The sequence below is a fragment of the Kitasatospora sp. cg17-2 genome, assembly GCF_054031055.1.
Genome location: NZ_CM132923.1, coordinates 3,557,473 through 3,575,450, shown reverse-complemented (window position 1 = coordinate 3,575,450; position 17,978 = coordinate 3,557,473). Strand labels below are relative to the sequence as shown.

The window sequence follows — 17,978 nt, the reverse complement described above, 5'->3', positions numbered from 1 at the left end:
GGTCTTCGAACGTTAGACGTTTCGGGGGAGTGTTCGGTTACCTCCGATCGGCGGACAATTCGGAGGCCCGTGATGTGATGCTGCTCACGCGCCGGGGCCGGTGGCGCCGGTGAGCATCCGGCGGAGCAGGTCGCGCAGCTGGGTCCGCTCCTCGGAGTCGAGTGCGGCGAGCGGCTCGCGGGCGAAGTTCAGCGACTCGCGGAGCTCCTCGGAGGCGCCCGCCCCGGTCTCGGTGGCGGCGACCAGCTTGACCCGGCGGTCCTGGAGGTCGGGCTGGCGGGTGACGAAGCCGCGGGTCTCCAGCCGGTCCACGATGCCGGTGATGTTGGAGGGCTCGCAGCTGAGCGTCTGGGCGATCTGGCGCATGGGCATCGGGCCGCGCCGCAGCAGCGCGAGGACCTTGGCCTGCGCCCCGGTGAGCGAGCGGGCGGCGGCGGCCTCCTCGTACTCGCGGTGGAAGAGCGCGACCAGGTTCGCCATGAGATCGACGACCTCGCGGGTGATCTCGTCGGTCTGCGGTGCGGTGGCCCGGGTCGGCTGGGTGTCCATGGTTCCCATCATACCTGAACAGTTGACAACATGAACCTTTCATGCCCATTGTTACTTCACCGACTCAACCTTTTATGTGGGGAGATCATCATGGCCGCCGAGCAGACCGCCGCTCCGGAAGCCCCCGCCACCGCCCGCGAGTGGCACCTCGCCGCCCGCCCCGAGGGCTGGCCCGTCCCGACCGACTTCGCCCTGGTCGAGGCGCCGGTCCGGACCCCGGGTCCGGGCGAGATCCTGGTCCGCAACACGGACCTGTCGGTCGACCCCTACATGCGCGGCCGGATGAACGACGTGAAGTCCTACATTCCGCCGTTCAAGCTCGGCGCGGCCATGGACGGCGGCGCCGTCGGTTACGTCGTGGCCTCGGAGGCCGAGGGCTTCGCCCCGGGCGACGCGGTGCTGCACGGGCTCGGCTGGCGCGAGTACGCCACCCTGCCCGCGACGCACGCGGTCAAGGTGCCGGAGATCCAGGGCGTCCCGCTCTCCGCCTACCTCGGCGTCCTCGGCATGCCCGGCCTGACCGCCTACGCCGGCCTGCTCGCCGTCGGCGCCCTCAAGGAGGGCGACCGGGTCTTCGTCTCCGGCGCGGCCGGCGCGGTCGGTTCGCTCGTCGGCCAGATCGCGAAGCTCAAGGGCGCCTCGCTGGTGGTCGGTTCGGCCGGCTCGGCGGAGAAGGTCGACCGGCTGACCAAGGAGTTCGGCTTCGACGCCGCCTTCAACTACAAGGACGGCCCGGTCGGCGAGCAACTCGCCGAGGTCGCCCCGGAGGGCATCGACCTCTACTTCGACAATGTCGGCGGGGAGCACCTGGAGGCCGCGATCAGCGCCCTGGGCGTGCACGGCCGGGCCGTGCTGTGCGGCGCCATCGCCCACTACAACGACACCGCCGCCGCCCCCGGCCCGCGCAACCTGATGCAGGTCATCGGCAAGCGGCTGCGCCTGGAGGGCATCCTGGTCGGCGACCACGACGCGCTCCGCCCGCAGTTCGTCGCCGAGGTGGGCGGCTGGCTCCAGGAGGGGAAGCTGCGCTCCGAGGAGACCGTGGTGGACGGCTTCGAGAACGCCGCCCAGGCCTTCCTGGACATGCTGCGCGGCGCCAACACCGGCAAGATGGTGGTCCGGCTGAAGGGCTGACGCCCCGTCGGGTCACGCTCCCGCCTCGTACCGGCCACCTGCCGGTGCGAGGCGGTTTGCGTACCCGGCGGAGGGGATCCGGCCGCACTACCGCATTCCGGCCGGATCCGAAAGTGCGTCAGCACCGCTGCGGGGAGGCGCGGTACGGTGGTCCCGCCTGGCGATGGGGCCGTTCGGGGGAGAGATCCCACCGGGGGGTGGACCTCGTTGCGGATTCGACTAGCATTGAGCGAAAGCCTGTCCGTTTTGCTCAATTTAGTGACTTAATGTCGGCTAACGTGGGTAACTGTGGATCAACTACGGGCACGAACGCGAGGCAGCTGGGGAAGGCGACCCTCGTCCACAGCCTGGAGGTCCCGGTGACGACACGTGGAGTCCTGTACGTCCACTCCGCGCCCCGCGCGCTGTGCCCGCACGTCGAGTGGGCCGTCGCGGGGGTGCTCGGGGTGCGGGTGAGCCTGGACTGGATCCGCCAGCCGGCCGCGCCCGGACACTGGCGCGCCGAGCTCTCCTGGCAGGGCGAGCCCGGCACGGCCTCGAAGCTCGCCTCCGCGCTGCGCGGCTGGCAGCTGCTGCGGTACGAGGTCACCAGCGAGCCCTGTGCCACGGCCGAGGGCGAGCGCTACAGCAGCACGCCCTCGCTCGGCATCTTCCACGCCGTCACCGGCATCCACGGTGACATCCTCATCCCCGAGGACCGGCTGCGCGCCGTGCTGCTGCGCTCCCGCAGCGAGGGGACGGACCTGGAGGCCGAGATCGCCATGCTGCTCGGCAAACCCTGGGACGACGAACTGGAGCCCTTCCGCTACGCGGGCGAGGGCGCCCCGGTGCGCTGGCTGCACCAGGTGGTCTGACCCGCCGCGGGACGACGACGAGGAGGGGCCGCGCTCGGTACGAGCGCCGGCCCCTCCTCGTCGGACCCGGTCCGGACGCGGTCCGGGTGCGGGAGCGTCCGGGTCAGCGGGAGCGGAAGGCCAGCACCACGTTGTGGCCGCCGAAGCCGAACGAGTTGTTCAGCGCCGCGATCCGGCCCTCGGGCAGCTTGCGGGCCTCGCCGCGGACGATGTCCGCGTCCACGTCGTCGTCCAGCTCCTCGACGTTGATGGTCGGCGGGGCCAGGCGGTGGTAGAGGGCCTGCACGGTGGCGACGGTCTCGATGCCGCCGGCGCCGCCCAGCAGGTGGCCGGTCATCGACTTGGTCGCCGAGACGGCGATGTGGTCGAGCTCCTCGCCCAGCTCCTTGCGGAGAGCCTTCAGCTCGGCGGTGTCACCCTGCGGGGTCGAGGTGGCGTGCGCGTTGACGTGCACGATCTCGGCCTTGTCGAGCTGGTTGCGCTCGAACAGGTCGGCCAGCGCGCGGGCCACGCCGGCACCGGTCGGCTCGGGCTGGGCGATGTGGTGGGCGTCCGAGGACAGGCCCTGACCCACCGCCTCGCAGTAGATGCGGGCACCGCGGGCCTCGGCGTGCTCCACGGACTCCAGCACGACCACGCCGGCGCCCTCGCCGAGCACGAAGCCGTCCCGGCCCTTGTCGTACGGGCGGGAGGCGCGCTCGGGGTCGTCGTTGTTCTTGGACATCGCCATCATGTTGGCGAACGCGGCGATCGGCAGCGGGTGGATCGCCGCCTCGGTGCCGCCGGCCACCACGACGTCGGCGCGGCCGTTGCGGATCATCTCGATCGCGTAGCCGATCGCCTCGGCGCCGGAGGCGCAGGCGGAGACGGGGGTGTGCACACCCGCGCGGGCGCCGACCTCCAGGCCGACGTTGGCCGCCGGGGAGTTGGGCATCAGCATCGGGACGGTGTGCGGGGAGACCTTGCGGGCGCCCTTCTCCTTCAGTACGTCGTACTGGTCGAGCAGGGTGGTGACGCCGCCGATGCCGGAGGCGATCACGGCGCCCAGGCGCTCGGGGGCGAGCTTGGAGGACTCGTCGGTGGCCGGGGTCTCGAAACCGGCGTCGGCCCAGGCCTCGCGGGCGGCGATCAGCGCGAACTGCGCCGAGCGGTCCAGCTTGCGGGCCAGCGGACGGGGGAGGATCTCGCCCGGCTCGACGGCGGTGCGCGCGGCGATCCGGACGGGCAGCTCGGCGGCCCACTCCTCGGTCAGGACAGCCACCCCGGAGCGCCCGGCGAGCAGGTTCTCCCAGGTGGTGGCGGCGTCGCCGCCCAGCGGCGTGAAGGCGCCGATACCCGTGACGACCACGGTACGGTTTTCAACGGTCACTGGATCTTCTTCTCTCACGTTCGTGCGGGGGTCGGCGGCGGGCCGAAGGTGGGCCCGGCCGGGCGCCCGGTGGGCGTCCCGGCCGGCGGGTCGGCCGACCCGGTGGAGTCGGCCGATCTCAGGCATCGACGGAGTCGACGGCTCAGGCGTTGGTGAGGATGTAGTTCACCGCGTCGCCGACGGTCTTCAGGTTCTTGACCTCGTCGTCCGGGATCTTGACGTCGAAGCGCTCCTCGGCGGCCACGACGACCTCGACCATGGACAGCGAGTCGACGTCCAGGTCGTCGGTGAAGGACTTGTCGAGCTCGACGTCCTCGGTCGGGATGCCGGCGATCTCGTTGACGATCTCGGCGAGACCTTCCAGAACCTCGTCCTTGGTAGCCATACTGGCTGCTCCTCTTCGGTGTTGAATGCGGCCGCCCGGCGGACGGACGCAGGTTTGTGGTGGATCGGGCGGAAAACGCCTAGGGGAGCGTAACGACCGCGGCGGCGTACACGAGACCCGCCCCGAACCCGATGATCAGTGCGAGGTCCCCGCTGCGGGCCTCACCGCTCTCCAGCATGCGTTCCATCGCGAGCGGGATGGAGGCCGCCGAGGTGTTGCCGGTCTCCGCGATGTCGCGGGCGACCGGCACCGACTCGGGCAGCTTGAGGGCCTTGATCATGGCATCGGTGATCCGCATGTTGGCCTGGTGCGGGATGAACGCGCCGAGCTGGTCGGCGGTGATCCCGGCGGCGTCCAGCGCCTGCTGGGCCACCTTCGCCATCTCCCAGACCGCCCAGCGGAAGACCGTCTGGCCCTCCATCCGCAGCGCCGGCCACCTGGTCTCCTCGCCGGCGCCGTTGATGGCGTCCTGCTTGGCGAAGGCGGTGTCCCAGGCCTCGGTCTGCGAGATGACGTCCTTCTGCGAGCCGTCCGAGCCCCAGACGACCTTGCCGATGCCCGGCGTGTCGGACGGGCCGACGATCGCGGCGCCGGCGCCGTCGCCGAAGATGAACGCGGTCGAGCGGTCCGAGGTGTCGGTGAGGTCGCTGAGCCGCTCCACGCCGATCACCAGCACGTACTCGGCGCTGCCGCCGCGCACCATGCCGTCGGCCAGGCCGAGGCCGTAGCCGAAGCCGGCGCAGGCGGCCGAGATGTCGAAGGCCGGGGCGGTGCCGCAGCCGAGCCGCTCGGCGATCTCGGTGGCGACGGCCGGGGTCTGCTTGAGGTGCGAGACGGTCGCGACGATCACGCCGCCGATCCGCGCCGGGTCGATCCCGGCCTGGGCGATCGCCTTGCCGGCGGCCTGCACCGACATCTCGGCGACGGACTCCTCCGGACCGGCCCAGCGGCGCTCGGCGATCCCGCTACGGGTGCGGATCCACTCGTCCGAGGACTCGATCCAGGTCAGCACCTCGGCGTTCGGGATCACCCGGACCGGCCGGTAGCCGCCCACACCGTGGATGCGCGAGTACTGCGCGCCGGTGACGGGGCGGATCTGGGGGGCGTTGCTCATGCCTGCTCCTGCTCCTGACCGCCGTGCTCCGCGACCAGGGCGAGGGCCTTGTCCAGGTCGGCGGGGGTCTTGAGGGCAAGCGTCGCCACACCCTTGAGGTTGCGCTTGACCAGTCCGGTGAGGGTGCCCGCCGGGGCGAGCTCGATGACGGCGGTCGCACCCAGCCGCTGGATCGTCTCCATGCAGAGGTCCCAGCGGACCGGGTTGGACACCTGCGACACCAGTCGGCTCAGCACCTCGGCACCGGAGGCGACCACCTGGCCGTCCTGGTTGGAGACGTAGGCGACCTCGGGGTCGGCGACCGTCAGGGTCGGGGCCAGCTTGGCCAGCCGCTCGACGCCGGGAGCCATGTGGGAGGTGTGGAAGGCGCCGGCCACCTTCAGCGCGACCAGCCGGGAGCCGGCCGGCGGGTCCGCGCGCAGCGCGTCCAGCTGCGGCAGGGTGCCGGCCGCGACGATCTGGCCGCCGCCGTTGTTGTTGGCCGCGGTCAGGCCGTGCTCGGCCAGCTTGGCCGCGACCTCCTCGGCGTCGCCGCCGAGCAGGGCGAGCATGCCGGTCTCGGTGGCCGCGGCGGCCTCGGCCATGGCCAGGCTGCGCTCGCGGACGAAGGTGAGGGCGTCGTGGGCGCTCAGCACCCCGGCGCCGGCGGCGGCGGTGATCTCGCCGACGCTGTGGCCGGCGACGGCGCCGACCAGCCCGCGGGCGGCGGTCTCGTCCGGGAACAGCGCGCGGGCGGTCACCAGGCCGGCGGCGACCAGCAGCGGCTGCGCGACGGCGGTGTCCTTGATCTCCTCGGCGTCCGCCTCGGTGCCCGCGCGCACAAGGTCGAGCCCGGCGACCTCGGACCAACCGCGGAGGCGGTCGGCGACGCCGTCGAGCTCCAGCCAGGGGCTGAGGAAACCGGGGGTCTGGGCACCCTGTCCAGGGGCGACGATTACGAGCACGGTTCAACCCTCTCTCGCCAGGCGCCCGGGGGCGGGTAGGCGACGGTAACGAAGAAAAGCATCCGGGATTGTAAGGTCCCTACAGCGTGGTCAGCTCGACTCCCCGGTGGCGGTGAGCCGCCCCAGCGCCAGTGCGATACGCAGGGTGAAGGCCGAACGCACGTCGGAGGGAGCGTAGCCCGTGACGTCGGTCACACGTCGGAGCCGGTAGCGCACCGTGTTGGGGTGGACGAAGAGCATTCGGGCGGCGCCCTCCAGCGAGGAGGCCTGCTCCAGGTAGACACTCAAGGTCTCCAGGAGTGCCGAACCGGCCTCGTCCAGCGGTGTGTAGATCTCCTCCACCAGCTGGCGCCGGGCCGCCTGGTCGCCCGCGAGGGCCCGCTCCGGCAGCAGATCGTCCGCCAGCACCGGCCGCGGCGCGTCCGGCCAGGCCGCGCAGGCCCGCAGGCCGGCCGCGGCGGCGTGCGCCGAGCGGGTCGCCGAGAGCAGGTCGGGCACGGTCGGGCCGACCACCACCGGACCGGCCGCGAACTGGCCGATCAGGGCCCGGGCCGCGTGCACCGGCTCCTTGTCGCCGCCCACCACGACCACCAGGCGCTTGCCCAGCACCCCGGTCAGCACGTGCAGCTTGGCGTACCTGGCGGCCCGTCGGATCGCCTCCACCACCAGCTCGCTGTCGCCGTCCGGGGCGGAGCCCATCACCACCCGGACCTGGCTGGGCTGGCCCCAGCCGAGCGCGGCGGCGCGGGACAGCACACCCTCGTCGGCGTCGCCGGAGAGCAGCGAGTTGACCACCAGGGCCTCCAGCCGGGCGTCCCAGGCCCCCCGGGCCTCGGCGGCCTGGGCGTACACCTGGGCGGTGGCGAAGGCGATCTCCCGGGCGTAGACCAGCACCGACTCGCGCATGTCGGCCTCGTCGCCGGGGGCGGCCACCTCCTCGATCGCCTCCTCCATCACCTCGATGGTGGTGCGGATCAGCTCGACGGTCTGGCGCAGGGTGATCGCCCGGGTCAGCTCGCGCGGCGCGGTGCCGAAGACGTCGGTGGAGATCGCCTGCGGGGCGTCCGGCTTGCGGTACCACTCGGTGAACGCGGCGATACCGGCCTGGGCGACCAGGCCGATCCAGGACCGGTGCTCCGGCGGCATCCGCCGGTACCAGCCGAGCTGGTCGTCCATCCTGGCGATCGCGGCGGAGGCGAGCTTGCCGGAGGACTTCTCCAGCCGCTTGAGGGTCGCGGCCCGGCGCTCGGCGCGGTCGGCGGCGAGCCGGCGCTCCTGCGCGGTCAGGCGCGGTGCCGCCCGCCCGGGCCGGTCTCTCCCGGCACCGGAGGTCGGGCTCTTCCCGTTCCGGTCGGGGGCGGTCGGATCGCTCTTGGAGTTCGCGGAGGCGGCTGGCACAGGGACAAGACTGCCTCACCGGAGTGACTGCTCGTGCACAGGCCCCTGCGGAGCGGCGGGGTGGTGACGGTCGCACCCGCCGGAGCCGGCACTACGGTGGGGCCGTGACCGATGCCCCAGCCCGCCCCAGGGCCGATCTCCGCCGTACCGCCGAGCGTTACCTCTCGACCCCCGCCGAGGGCGTCGAGACCCGGCACGCGTTCTCGTTCTCGGGGCACTACGACCCCAGGAACACCCACTTCGGGGCCCTGCTCGCGTGCAACGAGGAGCGGCTCGCCCCCGGCGCCGGGTTCGACGAGCACAAGCACCGGGACACCGAGATCCTCACCTGGGTGCTGGAGGGCGCGCTGGCCCACCGGGACTCGCACGGGCACAGCGGGGTGGTGCGGCCCGGCATGGTCCAGCACCTGGGCGCGGGCTCCGGCGTCAGCCACACCGAGCGCAACGTCGGCGGCGCCGAGGGGCCGGTCCGCTTCGTCCAGATGTGGCTCCAGCCGGACGTCCTCGACGCGCCGCCGGTGTACGGGCTGCGGGGGGTGGAGCGGGCCGTCGACGGGTTGACGCTGCTCGCCTCCGGGCTGGCGCGGGACGCCGGCACGGAGGCGCTGCGGCTGCGCCGCGGGGACGCCGCGCTGTGGCTGGTGACCGCCGGGCCGTGGCAGCCGCTGCCGGCGCTGCCGGCCGCCGCCTACCGCTACGCGCACCTGACGGCGGGCTCGCTCGGCTACCGGACGGTGCCCGGGCCGCAGGGCGGCGGGCGTTCGATGGTGCCCGGCGACAGCGTGCGGATCACCGGGGACGCCTTCGCGGCGCCGATGGCCGGCGAGGCCGGCGCGGAGCTGCTCCTGTGGGAGATGCACTCGCCGGTCTCGTACGGCTGACGGCGCCGCTGAAGCTGTTCTGCTGCCGAACTGCTGCCGTACTGCCGCCGTCAGCCCCGGAGTTCGGCGAGGACGGCGTCGGAGAGCACCGGCCAGACCTCGGCGGCCCACGGGCCGAAGTCGAGGTCGGTGAGCGCGACGCAGGCCACCCCGGCCTCCGGGTCCACCCACAGGAAGGTGCCGGACTGGCCGAAGTGGCCGAAGGTCGCGGGGGAGTTGGCGGTGCCGGTCCAGTGCGGGGCCTTGCCGTCGCGGATCTCGAAGCCGAGGCCCCAGTCGTTCGGCCGGCGGTGGCCGAAGCCGGGCAGCACGCCGCCGGTGCCCGGGAAGGCCACCTCGCGGGTCGCCGCGCGCAGGGTGCCCGGGTCGAGCAGCTTGGGCGACTGCAGTTCGGCGGCGAACCGGGCGAGGTCGGCGACGGTCGACAGGCCGCCGGCCCCGGCGGGGGTGCGGTGCGCGGTGTTGATCAGGGTGGCGTGCATGCCGAGCGGCTGGAACACCGCCTCGGCGGCGTACCGGCCGAACTCGATGCCCGCCGCCTCCTCCAGGGTCCGCGCCAGCACGTCGAAGCCGGCGTTGGAGTAGAGCCGGCGGTTGCCGGGCTCGGCCATCACCCGGTGCTCGTCGAAGGCCAGGCCCGAGGTGTGGGCGAGCAGGTGCCGGACGGTCGAGCCCTCGGGCCCCGCCGGGTCGTCCAGCTCGAACACGCCCTCCTCCACCGCGACCAGCACGGCGTACGAGGTGAGCAGCTTGGTCACCGACGCCAGCGGGAACAGGTGCTCCTGCGGCCCGTGCGCACCCAGCAGCGCGCCGTCCGCGCCCCGTACGACGGCCGCCGCCGCGTGCGGTACCGGCCAGGTCTCGATCTTCCGCAAGCTCTCCATGACGCCGACTCTAACGGGGCCGCCCGCCCCGCCGGGGTGGCAGGCTTGGTCCGACCGCACTCCACGGCGCCGGTGGCGTCGGCACGTTCAGCACCGGGGGGACCGAGATGACCGTACTCGCAGCGATCGAGGCCGGACGACGCACCTGCGGCGAGGTGTTCCGGGAGCCGCTCGGCGTGCCGGACCGGACGCCCCGGCACACCATCGGCGAGGTGTCGGCGGCCAGCGGGCTGACCGCGCACACCCTGCGCTGGTACGAGCGGATCGGCCTGCTGGACCCGGTCGACCGCTCGGCCTCGGGCCAGCGCCGGTACAGCGACGGGGACCTGCACCGGCTGGCCTTCCTCGGGCGGCTGCGGCTGACCGGGATGCCGGTGGCGGACATGCTGCGGTACGTGGAGCTGGCCCGCCAGGGCGACCGGACCTCCGCCGACCGCCGCGATCTGCTGCTCGCCCACCGGGAGGAGGTGCGGCAGCGGATCGCGGACCTGCACGCGACGCTGGCCGTGCTCGATCACAAGATCGAGCTGTACGACGGCCGGGTCGCGTGCGGATAGCCGTGCGGTGCGGGCGTCAGACCTCCCGGCCGAGGTACGCGGCGAGCCGGGTGTACGGACCGGCCCCGGCGGGCGCGGGCCGTACCGGGCCGAACGGCACGGCGCCGCCGCGCGGTTCGGCCGGCAGCACGGCGAGGGCGATCCCCAGCGCGGCCTCGGCCAGCCGCTCGTCCAGTCGCTCCTCCAGCGGGGGGTCGGTGTCGAGCGCGCGGGCGATGTCCCAGGCGTGGGTGACGGTCTCCAGGACGTAGCCGCCGACCGCGGCCCGGCCGGGCACCTCGCCCCAGGGCGCGAAGGTCGGGCGGTCCAGCTTGGCGTCCTCGGCCCAGGCGGCGGTCACCCGGGCCCGGGCCCGGCCGAGGGCGGCCGGCCAGCCGTCGTCGGGGAGTTCGCCGGTCGCGGCCGCGACGTCCTCGCAGCGGCCGCCCTCGCCCATGTAGGCGAGCCGGTGGACGCCGCCGACCACATGGCCGAGCAGGGTCCGCAGGTCGTACTCGGTGCACGGGGTGGGCCGGTCCAGGGTCTCCGGGGCGGCCTCGGAGATCAGCTTCTCCAACTGGTCGAGGGCGAGCAGGTACAGCGGGCGCGGGTCCTGGGTGGTGTCCATGGGAACGTTCGACTCCAGTGGTGCGGAAGGTTTTTCGGTACGGAGGCAATCTCCCGGTAAAACCTGACAAGCGCCGTCATGATTTCTGGGATCCTCGGGGCATGAAGGCCGACCGCCTGCTCTCGATCCTGCTGCTGCTCCAGACCCGCGGCCGGGTGCCCGCCACCGAACTGGCCGAACGGCTGGAGGTGTCGGTCCGCACCATCTACCGCGACGTCGAGGCGCTCTCGACCGCCGGTGTGCCCGTCTACACCGAGCGCGGCCGGCACGGCGGCATCAGTCTGCTGCCCGGCTACCGCACCGACGTCAGCGGCCTGACCGCCGACGAGGCGCGCGCCCTGTTCGTGCTGTCCGCCCAGGGCGCGCACAGCGACCTCGGGCTGGACGGCGCGCTGGGCTCGGCGCTGCGCAAGGTGATGGCCGCGCTGCCCGCCCCGCACCGGCCCGGCGCCGAGCGGATCAGCGAGCGGATCCTGGTCGATCCGGCGCGCTGGCTCCAGGCCGGCGCCGCGCCCGGGCCCGACCTCGGCGAGCTGCAGTACGCGGTGTTCGCGGACCGGCGACTGCGGCTGCGCTACCGGCACAGCGGCTCGCCCGCGCCGGCGGAGTACACGGTGGACCCGTACGGCCTGGTCAGCAAGGCCGCCGTCTGGTACCTGGTGGCCGATCTGCGCGGGGAGCCGCGGCTGTTCCGGGCCGACCGGGTGCTGTACGCGGAGACCGCCGAGGAGTCGGTGCGTCGACGGCCGGGGGTGGGGCTCGGCGACGTCTGGACGGTGCTGCGCGAGCAGGTGGAGCGGCTGCCCAAGGAGTTGACGGTGAAGGTGCGGGTGCGGCGCGGGCGGCTGGACATGTTCGTCCGGATCCACGGCACCCGGCTGACCGCCCCGCCGCCGGAGAGCGGGGGCGGAGCGCCCGAGGAGTGGGTCGAACTCGCGCTCGGCTTCCAGTCGCTGCCGGCCGTGCGGGCCCTGCTGGCGTTCGGCGCGGACGCCGAGGTGCTCCACCCGCCGGCCGCCCGCCGGGAGATGGCGCGCACGGCCGCCGACGCCGTCCGGCTGTACCGGCCGGACCCGGTCTGACGCGGCCCGGCGCGGGGCCCGGGGCTCAGGCCTCGGGGGCCGGGCGGAGCACGTCCTGGTCCCGGCCGAGGGCGACGGCGCCGAAGTTGTACAGGCTGTCGGTGCCGGTCGCGAAGTAGCCGTTGTGGCCGGAGGAGCGGGCCGAGGAGAGCCGCTCGGAGCCGAAGTCCACCGAGGTCGGGTCGGCGCCGTGGCCGAGTCCGCCGACCTCCAGGTAGGGCACGTTGCCGATCCAGTCGGTCTCGTTGCGGGTCGCCCAGACCCGCACCCCGCCGCCCAGTTCGGAGCGGCTCTCCACGCCCATGCCGGGGGAGCCGAAGACCACCAGGTCGGTGACCCCGCCGGTGTCCGCCGGGGAGGTGGCCGCGCGGGGGATGTCCGGCGCGGCCGTGCCGCAGACCACCGAGCCGTAGGAGTGGCAGAACAGCGCGGGCGGCGCCTGCGGGCGGGTGGTCTCCTTCAGCCCGGCGAGCAGGCGGCGCAGCCGGGGCGCTCCGACGTCGGCGAGCCGGGAGGTGACCGCGTCCGGGCCGAGGCCGGAGGGGGTGACGTAGCCGGTCCAGGCGACGACGGCGGTGCGGGCGCCCGGGGCCTGCCGGTGCTCCTCCTCGTACAGCGCGCGGGCCATCCCGGCGGGGGAGCGGAGCGGTTCCACGGCCTGGTCGAAGTGGCCGAGGTCGGCGTCCGAGCCGGGGACGAGCACGGCGATCCGGTCGGCGGTCCCGAGGTCTCCCCAGACCTCGGTCAGCAGGCCCCGGCCGCGCGGGTCGAAGGCGAGGATCTGCCGGCCGGCGGCGAGCAGGCTCTGCACGTCGTTGGCGCGGGAGACGGCCAGCGCGCGCTGCTCCCGGTCGAGCTTCGGGTCGTCGGCGCGGGCCCGGGCGTGGTCGCGCTCGGCGGCCAGCGCCACCCGGTTGGCCCGGTAGCGCAGGGCGAGCGGCGCGCCGTCGTAGTTGCCGACGACCAGCGGGTAGGCCGCGACCAGCCGGTCGGTCGCGGCCGGGGAGAGCCGGTCGAAGAACTCGGCGGCGGCGGCCGGCGCGGTGGTGGCCGGGTCGGGCAGGTCCTGGCCGTAGGAGTGGTCCTCGACCCAGGCGGCGCTGCCGGCCGGCGGCGTGGAGATGGCCAACTGCTCGGTGGCGGCGGCGGCCTGGGCGGCCGCCGCACCGGCGTCGGCGAGGACGGCGGCGCCCGCGAAGGCGCCGATCAGGACGTGCTTCCACCGTCGACGGCGCATCGTCTCAGCTCCCAGAGAGTCCCGTCACCGATCCCGGACGGGGCCCGAGGGTGGTACGACTGCCAACTTTCAGCGCAAGCCTAGGGGTCCGGAGCGGCGCCCGGACCGCCTTAAACTGTGGGATGGATCACATGAACGCGTGGTGTCCCGGAGGGGTTTCGGTCGTTCGCGCGGAAATCGGCGGCCGCGGACCGGTTCGTCCCCCCGACCGGTCCCGGCCGCCGCCCGCCCGCGGGCCCGGGCCCGCGCGTTCAGACCACGCCGAGCGCGTACGCCGCGAAGAATGCCGCCGCCGCGCCGGCCGCCGCCTTGGCCGGCCGGGAGAGCGCCGTCCACGGGCCGTCGAACCGGCGGGTGAACCACCCGATCCCGATCAGCACCGCGCCGAACAGCGGCAGCAGGGCCAGTCGCAGCGCCACCCAGCCGAGCGAGTCCGGAGCCACCGTCAGCCCGGGCACCTCGCCGAAGGCGGCCGCGCCCGGCACCGCGACGGCGAGCATCGCGCTCTGGTGCCAGCAGAAGATCGTCATCGCGGAGAGGTTGACCGCCACCACCGGCAGCCACAGCAGCGGACGGCCGGCCAGCAGCCGGCCGAGCCGGTCGCGCAGCAGCACCGCCGCGCCGCACTGGACCGAGGCCAGCGCCAGCACCAGCAGGGACGGCGGGTGCGAGTTGGTGCGGGCGGCGCCCGGGACCCCGACCATCGACGCCGGGTAGTGGAACACCAGCAGCAGCGTCGCGAACAGCACCGCGCCCCCGGCCAGCAGCAGCCGCGCCGCCGGACGTCCCAACCGGCCCGCGGCCCAGAGCGCGCCCAGCTGGTAGCCGAACAGCCAGCCCGGCAGGATGTTCAGCAGCCCGACCCAGGACGGCACCGACTCTGCCCACGGCCCGTACCGCAGCAGGTCGACCGCGGCGACCGCGGCCAGCGGCAGGCCGGCGGACCAGCCGCCGAGCCGGCGGGCGGCGGCCGCGCAGAGCGGGGTGAGCGCGGTCAGTCCGAGGTAGACCGCGATGTACCAGAGCGGCTGCACCACCAGCGTCGACCCGGTCCGGACGGTGTCGGCGGACACGCCGAGGCGCGGCAGCAGCGGGATCAGCAGGGCCCAGACGGCGGCCACCCCGAGCACCGGGCGGAGCAGTCGCACCGCCCGGCCGCGCAGCCAGCCGGCCGTGCCGGTGCCGCGGGCCCGGGCGCGTTCCAGCGAGCGGACCGCGGAGTACCCGCCGACCAGGAAGAACACCCCGAGCAACTGCAGTCCCCAGCTGGCCGGGGCGAAGAAGCCGAGCGCGGGCGAGGACAGCGGGCTGGCGTTGTGCAGGGCGCCGTCGGCGGAGCGGGTGAAGCCGCCGAGCAGCCAGTGGCCGACCGGGACGGCGAGCAGGGCGAGGGCGCGCAGGCCGTCCAGCGCGCGGTCGCGGCTCTCGGGGGTGCGGGCGTCCACCTGGCGGGCGGCGCGGTGCAGGGGCGCCAGCAGGGGGGTGGGCAGGGGTCCGGGCATGACGGGGTCTCCGTTCGCGGGGTGCGGCGCGGCGGTCGGGGAGGGCGGGAGGAGGGGAGGGCTCAGCGGCCGAGGGCGAGCTCGGCGAAGGCGGCCAGCGAGGCCGTGCCCGGGGCGAAGTAGCCGGTGTGGCCGTGCGAACCGGTGGACGGCAGCGGCCGGGCGCCGAAGGCCGGGTCGGTCGGGTCGGCGCCGTGGCCGAGGCCGAACAGCCGGACGAACGGCACCCGTCCGATCCAGTCGGAGTCGTTGCGGGCGGTGGCCCAGAGCGGGACCCGCGGGTCGAGTTCGGCGGCCGAGTCGACGCCGAGGCCGGGCGAGCCGAGCACCACCACGCCGGAGGCCAGCTCCGGGCCCGGAGCGGCCAGCCCGCAGACCACCGAGCCGTAGCTGTGGCAGAACACCGTGGGCGGGGCGTCCGGGCGGGTGCTGACGGCGAGTCCGTCCAGCAGCCGGGTCAGCCGCCCGGCGCCGGCCCGCGCCAACTGCTCGGTGGCGGCGTCCGGGCCCAGGCCGAGCGGGGTGGTGTAGCCGGCCCAGGCGATCACCGCGGTCCGTCCACCGGTCGCCCCGTACAGGGCGCGGGCCATGCCGACCGGGGTGCCGTACGGGTCGGCGGCGCGGTCGAAGGTGCGCAGGTCGATGTCGGAGCCGGGGACGACCACCGCGACCCGGGCGGCGCCGGCGAGGTCGCCGAACACCTCGGCGACCAGGCCCCGGCCGCGCGGGTCGAAGGCCAGGAACCGGCGCGGACCGCCGGGCGCCGACCCGTCGAGCAGGGCGCGGCAGCGCTCCGCGCGCTCCCGGGCGGCGGCGTGGTCCTGCGGGGTGAGCGCCGGGTCGGCGGCCCGGGCCTCGGCGCGGTCGCGTTCGGCGGCGATCGCCCGGGCGTTGGCCCGCAGTCGCAGGTCGACCGGCGCGCCGTCCAGGTTGCCGACCACCAGCGGGTGGCGGACGGCCAGCGCCTCCCGGGCGGCGGGCGGCAGCCGGGCGAAGAAGGCGGCCACCTCGGCGGGGCGGGCGGTGGCCGGGTCGGGCAGCGGCAGGCCGAGGGTGGTGTCGGCGACCCACTCGGTGCTGCCGGGCGGCGGCCCGGTCACCGCCCGCTCGCCGCCGGCGGCCCAGCCGCCCACGCCCAGCGCGGCGACCAGTGCCAGCGCGGCGGCCGCCAGTGTGCGCCGGATTCGCTGCTTCCCCATGTCCGTTCCCTCCTGGGCCGTTCGGCTTCGACAGGAGGGGACGGTAGGAACGAGGTGGCCCCGCGGGCGTCACACCGCGGGGCCAACTGCCGGGTGCTACCCGGGTATCAGGAGGTTCTCCCCCGGGGGAGAACCCCACCCCGGGCCGGGGGAGAGCCCCGGGGTGCCGCGGCGGCGGGCGTCACTGCCCGGGCGTCACCAGGCCGGACTCGTAGGCGAGCACCACCGCCTGGGCGCGGTCGCGCAGGTCCAGCTTGGCCAGGATCCGGCCGATGTGGGTCTTCACGGTCTGCTCGGCGAGGACCAGTCCGGCGGCGATCTCCTGGTTGGACAGGCCGCGGGCGATCAGTTCCAGTACCTCGGTCTCACGCGGCGTCAGGCCGTTGAGCCGCAGCTTCGGGTCCCGGCGCCGGGCCGGCCGGGTGCGGGCGAAGTCCTCGATCAGCCGGCGGGTCACCGAGGGCGCGAGCAGCGCCTCGCCGGCCGCCACCACCCGGACGGCGGCGATGAGGTCGGCCGGCGGCGCGTCCTTGAGCAGGAAGCCGCTGGCGCCGGCCCGCAGCGCCTCGTAGACGTAGTCGTCGACGTCGAAGGTGGTGAGCATCAGCACCTTGGGGCGGTGGGCGCCGGGCACGGCCGGGTCGAGCAGTCGCCGGGCGGCCTCCAGGCCGTCCATGACCGGCATCCGGACGTCCATCAGCACGACGTCCGGGTGGGTGCGGCCGGTCACCTCCAGGGCCTGCGCGCCGTCCGCCGCGTCCCCCACCACGTCGATGTCGCTCTGCGCGCCCAGCAGGGCGGCGAATCCGGCCCGTACCATCGCCTGGTCGTCGACGATGATCACGCGGATGGTCATACGGTGCACTCCCCGGGGGCGTTCTACGGTCCGGCCGGCGTCCCGTCCGGACCGGGGGACGCGCTGCCGTTCGGCCGGCCGTCCTGCGACCGAGTATCCGTCAGGCCGGTCACGGGCAGCACGGCGGCCACCCGGAAGCCGCCGTCCGCCAGCGGGCCGGTGTCCAGTCGCCCGCCCAGCAGCCGGACCCGCTCCCGCATGCCGACCAGCCCGTGGCCGGTGCCCTCGGCCGCGCCCTCCAGCGACTCGGCGCGCTCCGGCGGGGCCGCGTTGACCACGGTGACCAACAGGGAGTCACCGGTGGCGGTCAGCGAGACCCAGGCCCTGGCGCCCGGGGCGTGCCGGACCACATTGGCCAGCGCCTCCTGGACGATCCGGTGGACGGAGAGGCCGACGGCCGGCGGCAGCGCGTCGTCCGTCAGCTCCGGGTCGAGGGCGAGCTCGGCCGCCACCCCGGCCCGGCGCACCGTGTCCACGAGCTGGGCCAGCTGGCCGATGCCCGGCTGGGGCGCCGTCTCGGCGCCGGAGTCCTCGCTGCGCAGCACGCCGAGCAGCCGCCGCATCTCGGTCAGCGACTCGCGGGCCGTCCCGGCGATCGCGGTGAACTCTTCCGCCGCCTCGTCCGGGACCCCGGCGATCCGGTACGGCGCGCTGGCCGCCTGCACGGCGATCACCGACATGTGGTGGGCGACCACGTCGTGGAGCTCGCGGGCGATCCGGGCGCGCTCCTCCAGCAGGGTGCGCCGCTCGCGCTCGGCCTCGTTGATGTGCTCCTGCTCGGCGAGCCTCCGGGCGGCCTCGGCGCGTTCGCGCAGTGCCCCGCCGAGCACCAGGACGGCGCCGGCCAGGGCGGTGGCGAGCAGGCTGTTGTCCCCGCCGAACCGGTCGGTGAAGCCCAGCAGGGACATCGTGAGGCTGGCGGCCGCGGTCGTCAGCCAGACCGAGACCAGGGTCCGCCGGGGCTCGCGCAGGGCCAGCGGCAGCATCAGGAAGAGGTAGCCGACCAGGACCGGCGGCGGCCACGGCCAGGGGCCGGTGGGGCCGGTGCCGACGGTGAGGACCGCCAGCGCGGTCAGCAGGTCGGCGCCGCCGATCATCCACCAGGCGGGCAGCGGCCGGGTGAGGGCGAGCAGCAGCGGCACCGTCTGGGCGACCGCGAGGGCGGCGGCGAGGCCGCCGGAGATCCCGTAGTCCTGGCTGAGCACGGAGATCCCGCTCGGCAGCAGCGAGGCGATCGCGGCGGCGGCGGCGACGTAGGGCAGGCGGCGGACCCAGCGGCGCGGGGACTGGCCCAGCAGCGGGGTGTGGTCCGCGGCGGGGCGGGTCAGCGGGGCGAGCAGCGCGCGCACCGGACCGGCCGGGGCGGGCCCGGTGGACGGCTTGATCATCCGGCCAGCCTAGGGCGGGCGGGGCGGCCGGGCGTCCC

General features: G+C 74.8%; 18 protein-coding genes. 5 read left to right on the top strand and 13 right to left on the bottom strand.

All coding sequences use genetic code 11. The features are described 5' to 3' along the window. Window positions 1-84: 84 nt before the first annotated feature. Window positions 85-558 (bottom strand): MarR family winged helix-turn-helix transcriptional regulator, encoded by a 474-nt coding sequence (locus ACW14Y_RS14715; protein ID WP_078880288.1) that lies wholly within the window; start codon window positions 556-558, stop codon window positions 85-87. 81 nt (window positions 559-639) lie between these two features. Here ACW14Y_RS14715 and ACW14Y_RS14710 point away from each other — a divergent pair, with 81 nt between their 5' ends. Together ACW14Y_RS14710 and ACW14Y_RS14705 are read left to right on the top strand one after the other, a co-directional pair. Beyond that, window positions 640-1,683 (top strand): NADP-dependent oxidoreductase, encoded by a 1,044-nt coding sequence (locus tag ACW14Y_RS14710; RefSeq protein WP_380300675.1) that lies wholly within the window; start codon window positions 640-642, stop codon window positions 1,681-1,683. A gap of 359 nt (window positions 1,684-2,042) precedes the next feature. After that, window positions 2,043-2,537, top strand: a complete 495-nt coding sequence (locus ACW14Y_RS14705) for a DUF3145 domain-containing protein (protein ID WP_380300677.1) — start codon at window positions 2,043-2,045, stop codon at window positions 2,535-2,537. 103 nt (window positions 2,538-2,640) lie between these two features. Here ACW14Y_RS14705 and fabF read toward each other — a convergent pair whose 3' ends face one another. The 5 genes from fabF to ACW14Y_RS14680 all read right to left on the bottom strand — a co-directional run bounded on the left by fabF (window position 2,641) and on the right by ACW14Y_RS14680 (window position 7,636). Continuing rightward, window positions 2,641-3,906: a beta-ketoacyl-ACP synthase II gene (fabF, locus tag ACW14Y_RS14700; RefSeq protein WP_380313156.1), complete on the bottom strand. Its 1,266-nt coding sequence runs from the start codon at window positions 3,904-3,906 to the stop codon at window positions 2,641-2,643. Between the two features lie 142 nt (window positions 3,907-4,048). Continuing rightward, entirely contained in the window at window positions 4,049-4,291 is a 243-nt protein-coding gene (locus tag ACW14Y_RS14695; RefSeq protein ID WP_030310143.1) for an acyl carrier protein, read from the bottom strand. A gap of 79 nt (window positions 4,292-4,370) precedes the next feature. After that, window positions 4,371-5,405 (bottom strand): beta-ketoacyl-ACP synthase III, encoded by a 1,035-nt coding sequence (locus ACW14Y_RS14690; RefSeq protein ID WP_360018135.1) that lies wholly within the window; start codon window positions 5,403-5,405, stop codon window positions 4,371-4,373. Further along, window positions 5,402-6,349, bottom strand: coding sequence for an ACP S-malonyltransferase (locus tag ACW14Y_RS14685; RefSeq protein ID WP_380305914.1), 948 nt, complete (start codon window positions 6,347-6,349; stop codon window positions 5,402-5,404). The genes ACW14Y_RS14690 and ACW14Y_RS14685 overlap by 4 nt, the downstream gene beginning before the upstream one ends. 90 nt (window positions 6,350-6,439) lie before the next feature. Beyond that, window positions 6,440-7,636 carry a PucR family transcriptional regulator gene (locus ACW14Y_RS14680; protein ID WP_030395837.1) on the bottom strand — a complete coding sequence of 399 codons (1,197 nt, stop codon included), beginning with the start codon at window positions 7,634-7,636 and terminating at the stop codon, window positions 6,440-6,442. A gap of 215 nt (window positions 7,637-7,851) precedes the next feature. On the opposite strand from ACW14Y_RS14680, the gene ACW14Y_RS14675 reads away from it, so the two are divergent. Beyond that, on the top strand, window positions 7,852-8,628 hold the full coding sequence (locus ACW14Y_RS14675) for a pirin family protein (RefSeq protein ID WP_456987080.1): 777 nt from the start codon (window positions 7,852-7,854) through the stop codon (window positions 8,626-8,628). A gap of 50 nt (window positions 8,629-8,678) precedes the next feature. On the opposite strand, the gene ACW14Y_RS14670 is transcribed toward ACW14Y_RS14675, so the two are convergent. Further along, window positions 8,679-9,512, bottom strand: coding sequence for a serine hydrolase domain-containing protein (locus ACW14Y_RS14670; protein WP_266269280.1), 834 nt, complete (start codon window positions 9,510-9,512; stop codon window positions 8,679-8,681). Window positions 9,513-9,619: 107 nt separating this feature from the next. On the opposite strand from ACW14Y_RS14670, the gene ACW14Y_RS14665 reads away from it, so the two are divergent. Continuing rightward, window positions 9,620-10,069, top strand: coding sequence for a MerR family transcriptional regulator (locus ACW14Y_RS14665; RefSeq protein ID WP_380305910.1), 450 nt, complete (start codon window positions 9,620-9,622; stop codon window positions 10,067-10,069). A 16-nt stretch (window positions 10,070-10,085) separates the two neighbouring features. Here ACW14Y_RS14665 and ACW14Y_RS14660 read toward each other — a convergent pair whose 3' ends face one another. After that, window positions 10,086-10,676, bottom strand: coding sequence for a TIGR03086 family metal-binding protein (locus tag ACW14Y_RS14660; protein ID WP_456987077.1), 591 nt, complete (start codon window positions 10,674-10,676; stop codon window positions 10,086-10,088). A gap of 101 nt (window positions 10,677-10,777) precedes the next feature. On the opposite strand from ACW14Y_RS14660, the gene ACW14Y_RS14655 reads away from it, so the two are divergent. Beyond that, a complete protein-coding gene (locus ACW14Y_RS14655; RefSeq protein ID WP_380305906.1) occupies window positions 10,778-11,758 on the top strand; it encodes a helix-turn-helix transcriptional regulator in 981 nt (326 codons plus the stop codon). A gap of 25 nt (window positions 11,759-11,783) precedes the next feature. Here the strand turns inward: ACW14Y_RS14655 and ACW14Y_RS14650 are convergent, their stop codons facing one another. The 5 genes from ACW14Y_RS14650 to ACW14Y_RS14630 form a co-directional block, all read right to left on the bottom strand. Next, on the bottom strand, window positions 11,784-12,995 hold the full coding sequence (locus ACW14Y_RS14650) for an alpha/beta hydrolase (RefSeq protein WP_380305904.1): 1,212 nt from the start codon (window positions 12,993-12,995) through the stop codon (window positions 11,784-11,786). Between the two features lie 251 nt (window positions 12,996-13,246). After that, window positions 13,247-14,497 (bottom strand): acyltransferase family protein, encoded by a 1,251-nt coding sequence (locus ACW14Y_RS14645; RefSeq protein ID WP_456987074.1) that lies wholly within the window; start codon window positions 14,495-14,497, stop codon window positions 13,247-13,249. A 62-nt stretch (window positions 14,498-14,559) separates the two neighbouring features. Next, window positions 14,560-15,696, bottom strand: coding sequence for an alpha/beta hydrolase (locus ACW14Y_RS14640; RefSeq protein ID WP_380313090.1), 1,137 nt, complete (start codon window positions 15,694-15,696; stop codon window positions 14,560-14,562). Window positions 15,697-15,877: 181 nt separating this feature from the next. Then, entirely contained in the window at window positions 15,878-16,552 is a 675-nt protein-coding gene (locus ACW14Y_RS14635) for a response regulator (RefSeq protein ID WP_030395846.1), read from the bottom strand. A gap of 23 nt (window positions 16,553-16,575) precedes the next feature. Then, on the bottom strand, window positions 16,576-17,940 hold the full coding sequence (locus ACW14Y_RS14630) for a sensor histidine kinase (RefSeq protein WP_380443395.1): 1,365 nt from the start codon (window positions 17,938-17,940) through the stop codon (window positions 16,576-16,578). Between the last annotated feature and the right edge of the window lie 38 nt (window positions 17,941-17,978).

Coding starts and splice junctions, on each gene's coding strand:
- ACW14Y_RS14715 (WP_078880288.1), bottom strand. CDS start 558: ATGGGAACCATGGACACCCAGCCGACCCGGGCCACCGCACCGCAGACC.
- ACW14Y_RS14710 (WP_380300675.1), top strand. CDS start 640: ATGGCCGCCGAGCAGACCGCCGCTCCGGAAGCCCCCGCCACCGCCCGC.
- ACW14Y_RS14695 (WP_030310143.1), bottom strand. CDS start 4,291: ATGGCTACCAAGGACGAGGTTCTGGAAGGTCTCGCCGAGATCGTCAAC.
- ACW14Y_RS14690 (WP_360018135.1), bottom strand. CDS start 5,405: ATGAGCAACGCCCCCCAGATCCGCCCCGTCACCGGCGCGCAGTACTCG.
- ACW14Y_RS14670 (WP_266269280.1), bottom strand. CDS start 9,512: ATGGAGAGCTTGCGGAAGATCGAGACCTGGCCGGTACCGCACGCGGCG.
- ACW14Y_RS14665 (WP_380305910.1), top strand. CDS start 9,620: ATGACCGTACTCGCAGCGATCGAGGCCGGACGACGCACCTGCGGCGAG.
- ACW14Y_RS14660 (WP_456987077.1), bottom strand. CDS start 10,676: ATGGACACCACCCAGGACCCGCGCCCGCTGTACCTGCTCGCCCTCGAC.
- ACW14Y_RS14655 (WP_380305906.1), top strand. CDS start 10,778: ATGAAGGCCGACCGCCTGCTCTCGATCCTGCTGCTGCTCCAGACCCGC.
- ACW14Y_RS14650 (WP_380305904.1), bottom strand. CDS start 12,995: ATGCGCCGTCGACGGTGGAAGCACGTCCTGATCGGCGCCTTCGCGGGC.
- ACW14Y_RS14645 (WP_456987074.1), bottom strand. CDS start 14,497: ATGCCCGGACCCCTGCCCACCCCCCTGCTGGCGCCCCTGCACCGCGCC.
- ACW14Y_RS14640 (WP_380313090.1), bottom strand. CDS start 15,696: ATGGGGAAGCAGCGAATCCGGCGCACACTGGCGGCCGCCGCGCTGGCA.
- ACW14Y_RS14635 (WP_030395846.1), bottom strand. CDS start 16,552: ATGACCATCCGCGTGATCATCGTCGACGACCAGGCGATGGTACGGGCC.
- ACW14Y_RS14630 (WP_380443395.1), bottom strand. CDS start 17,940: ATGATCAAGCCGTCCACCGGGCCCGCCCCGGCCGGTCCGGTGCGCGCG.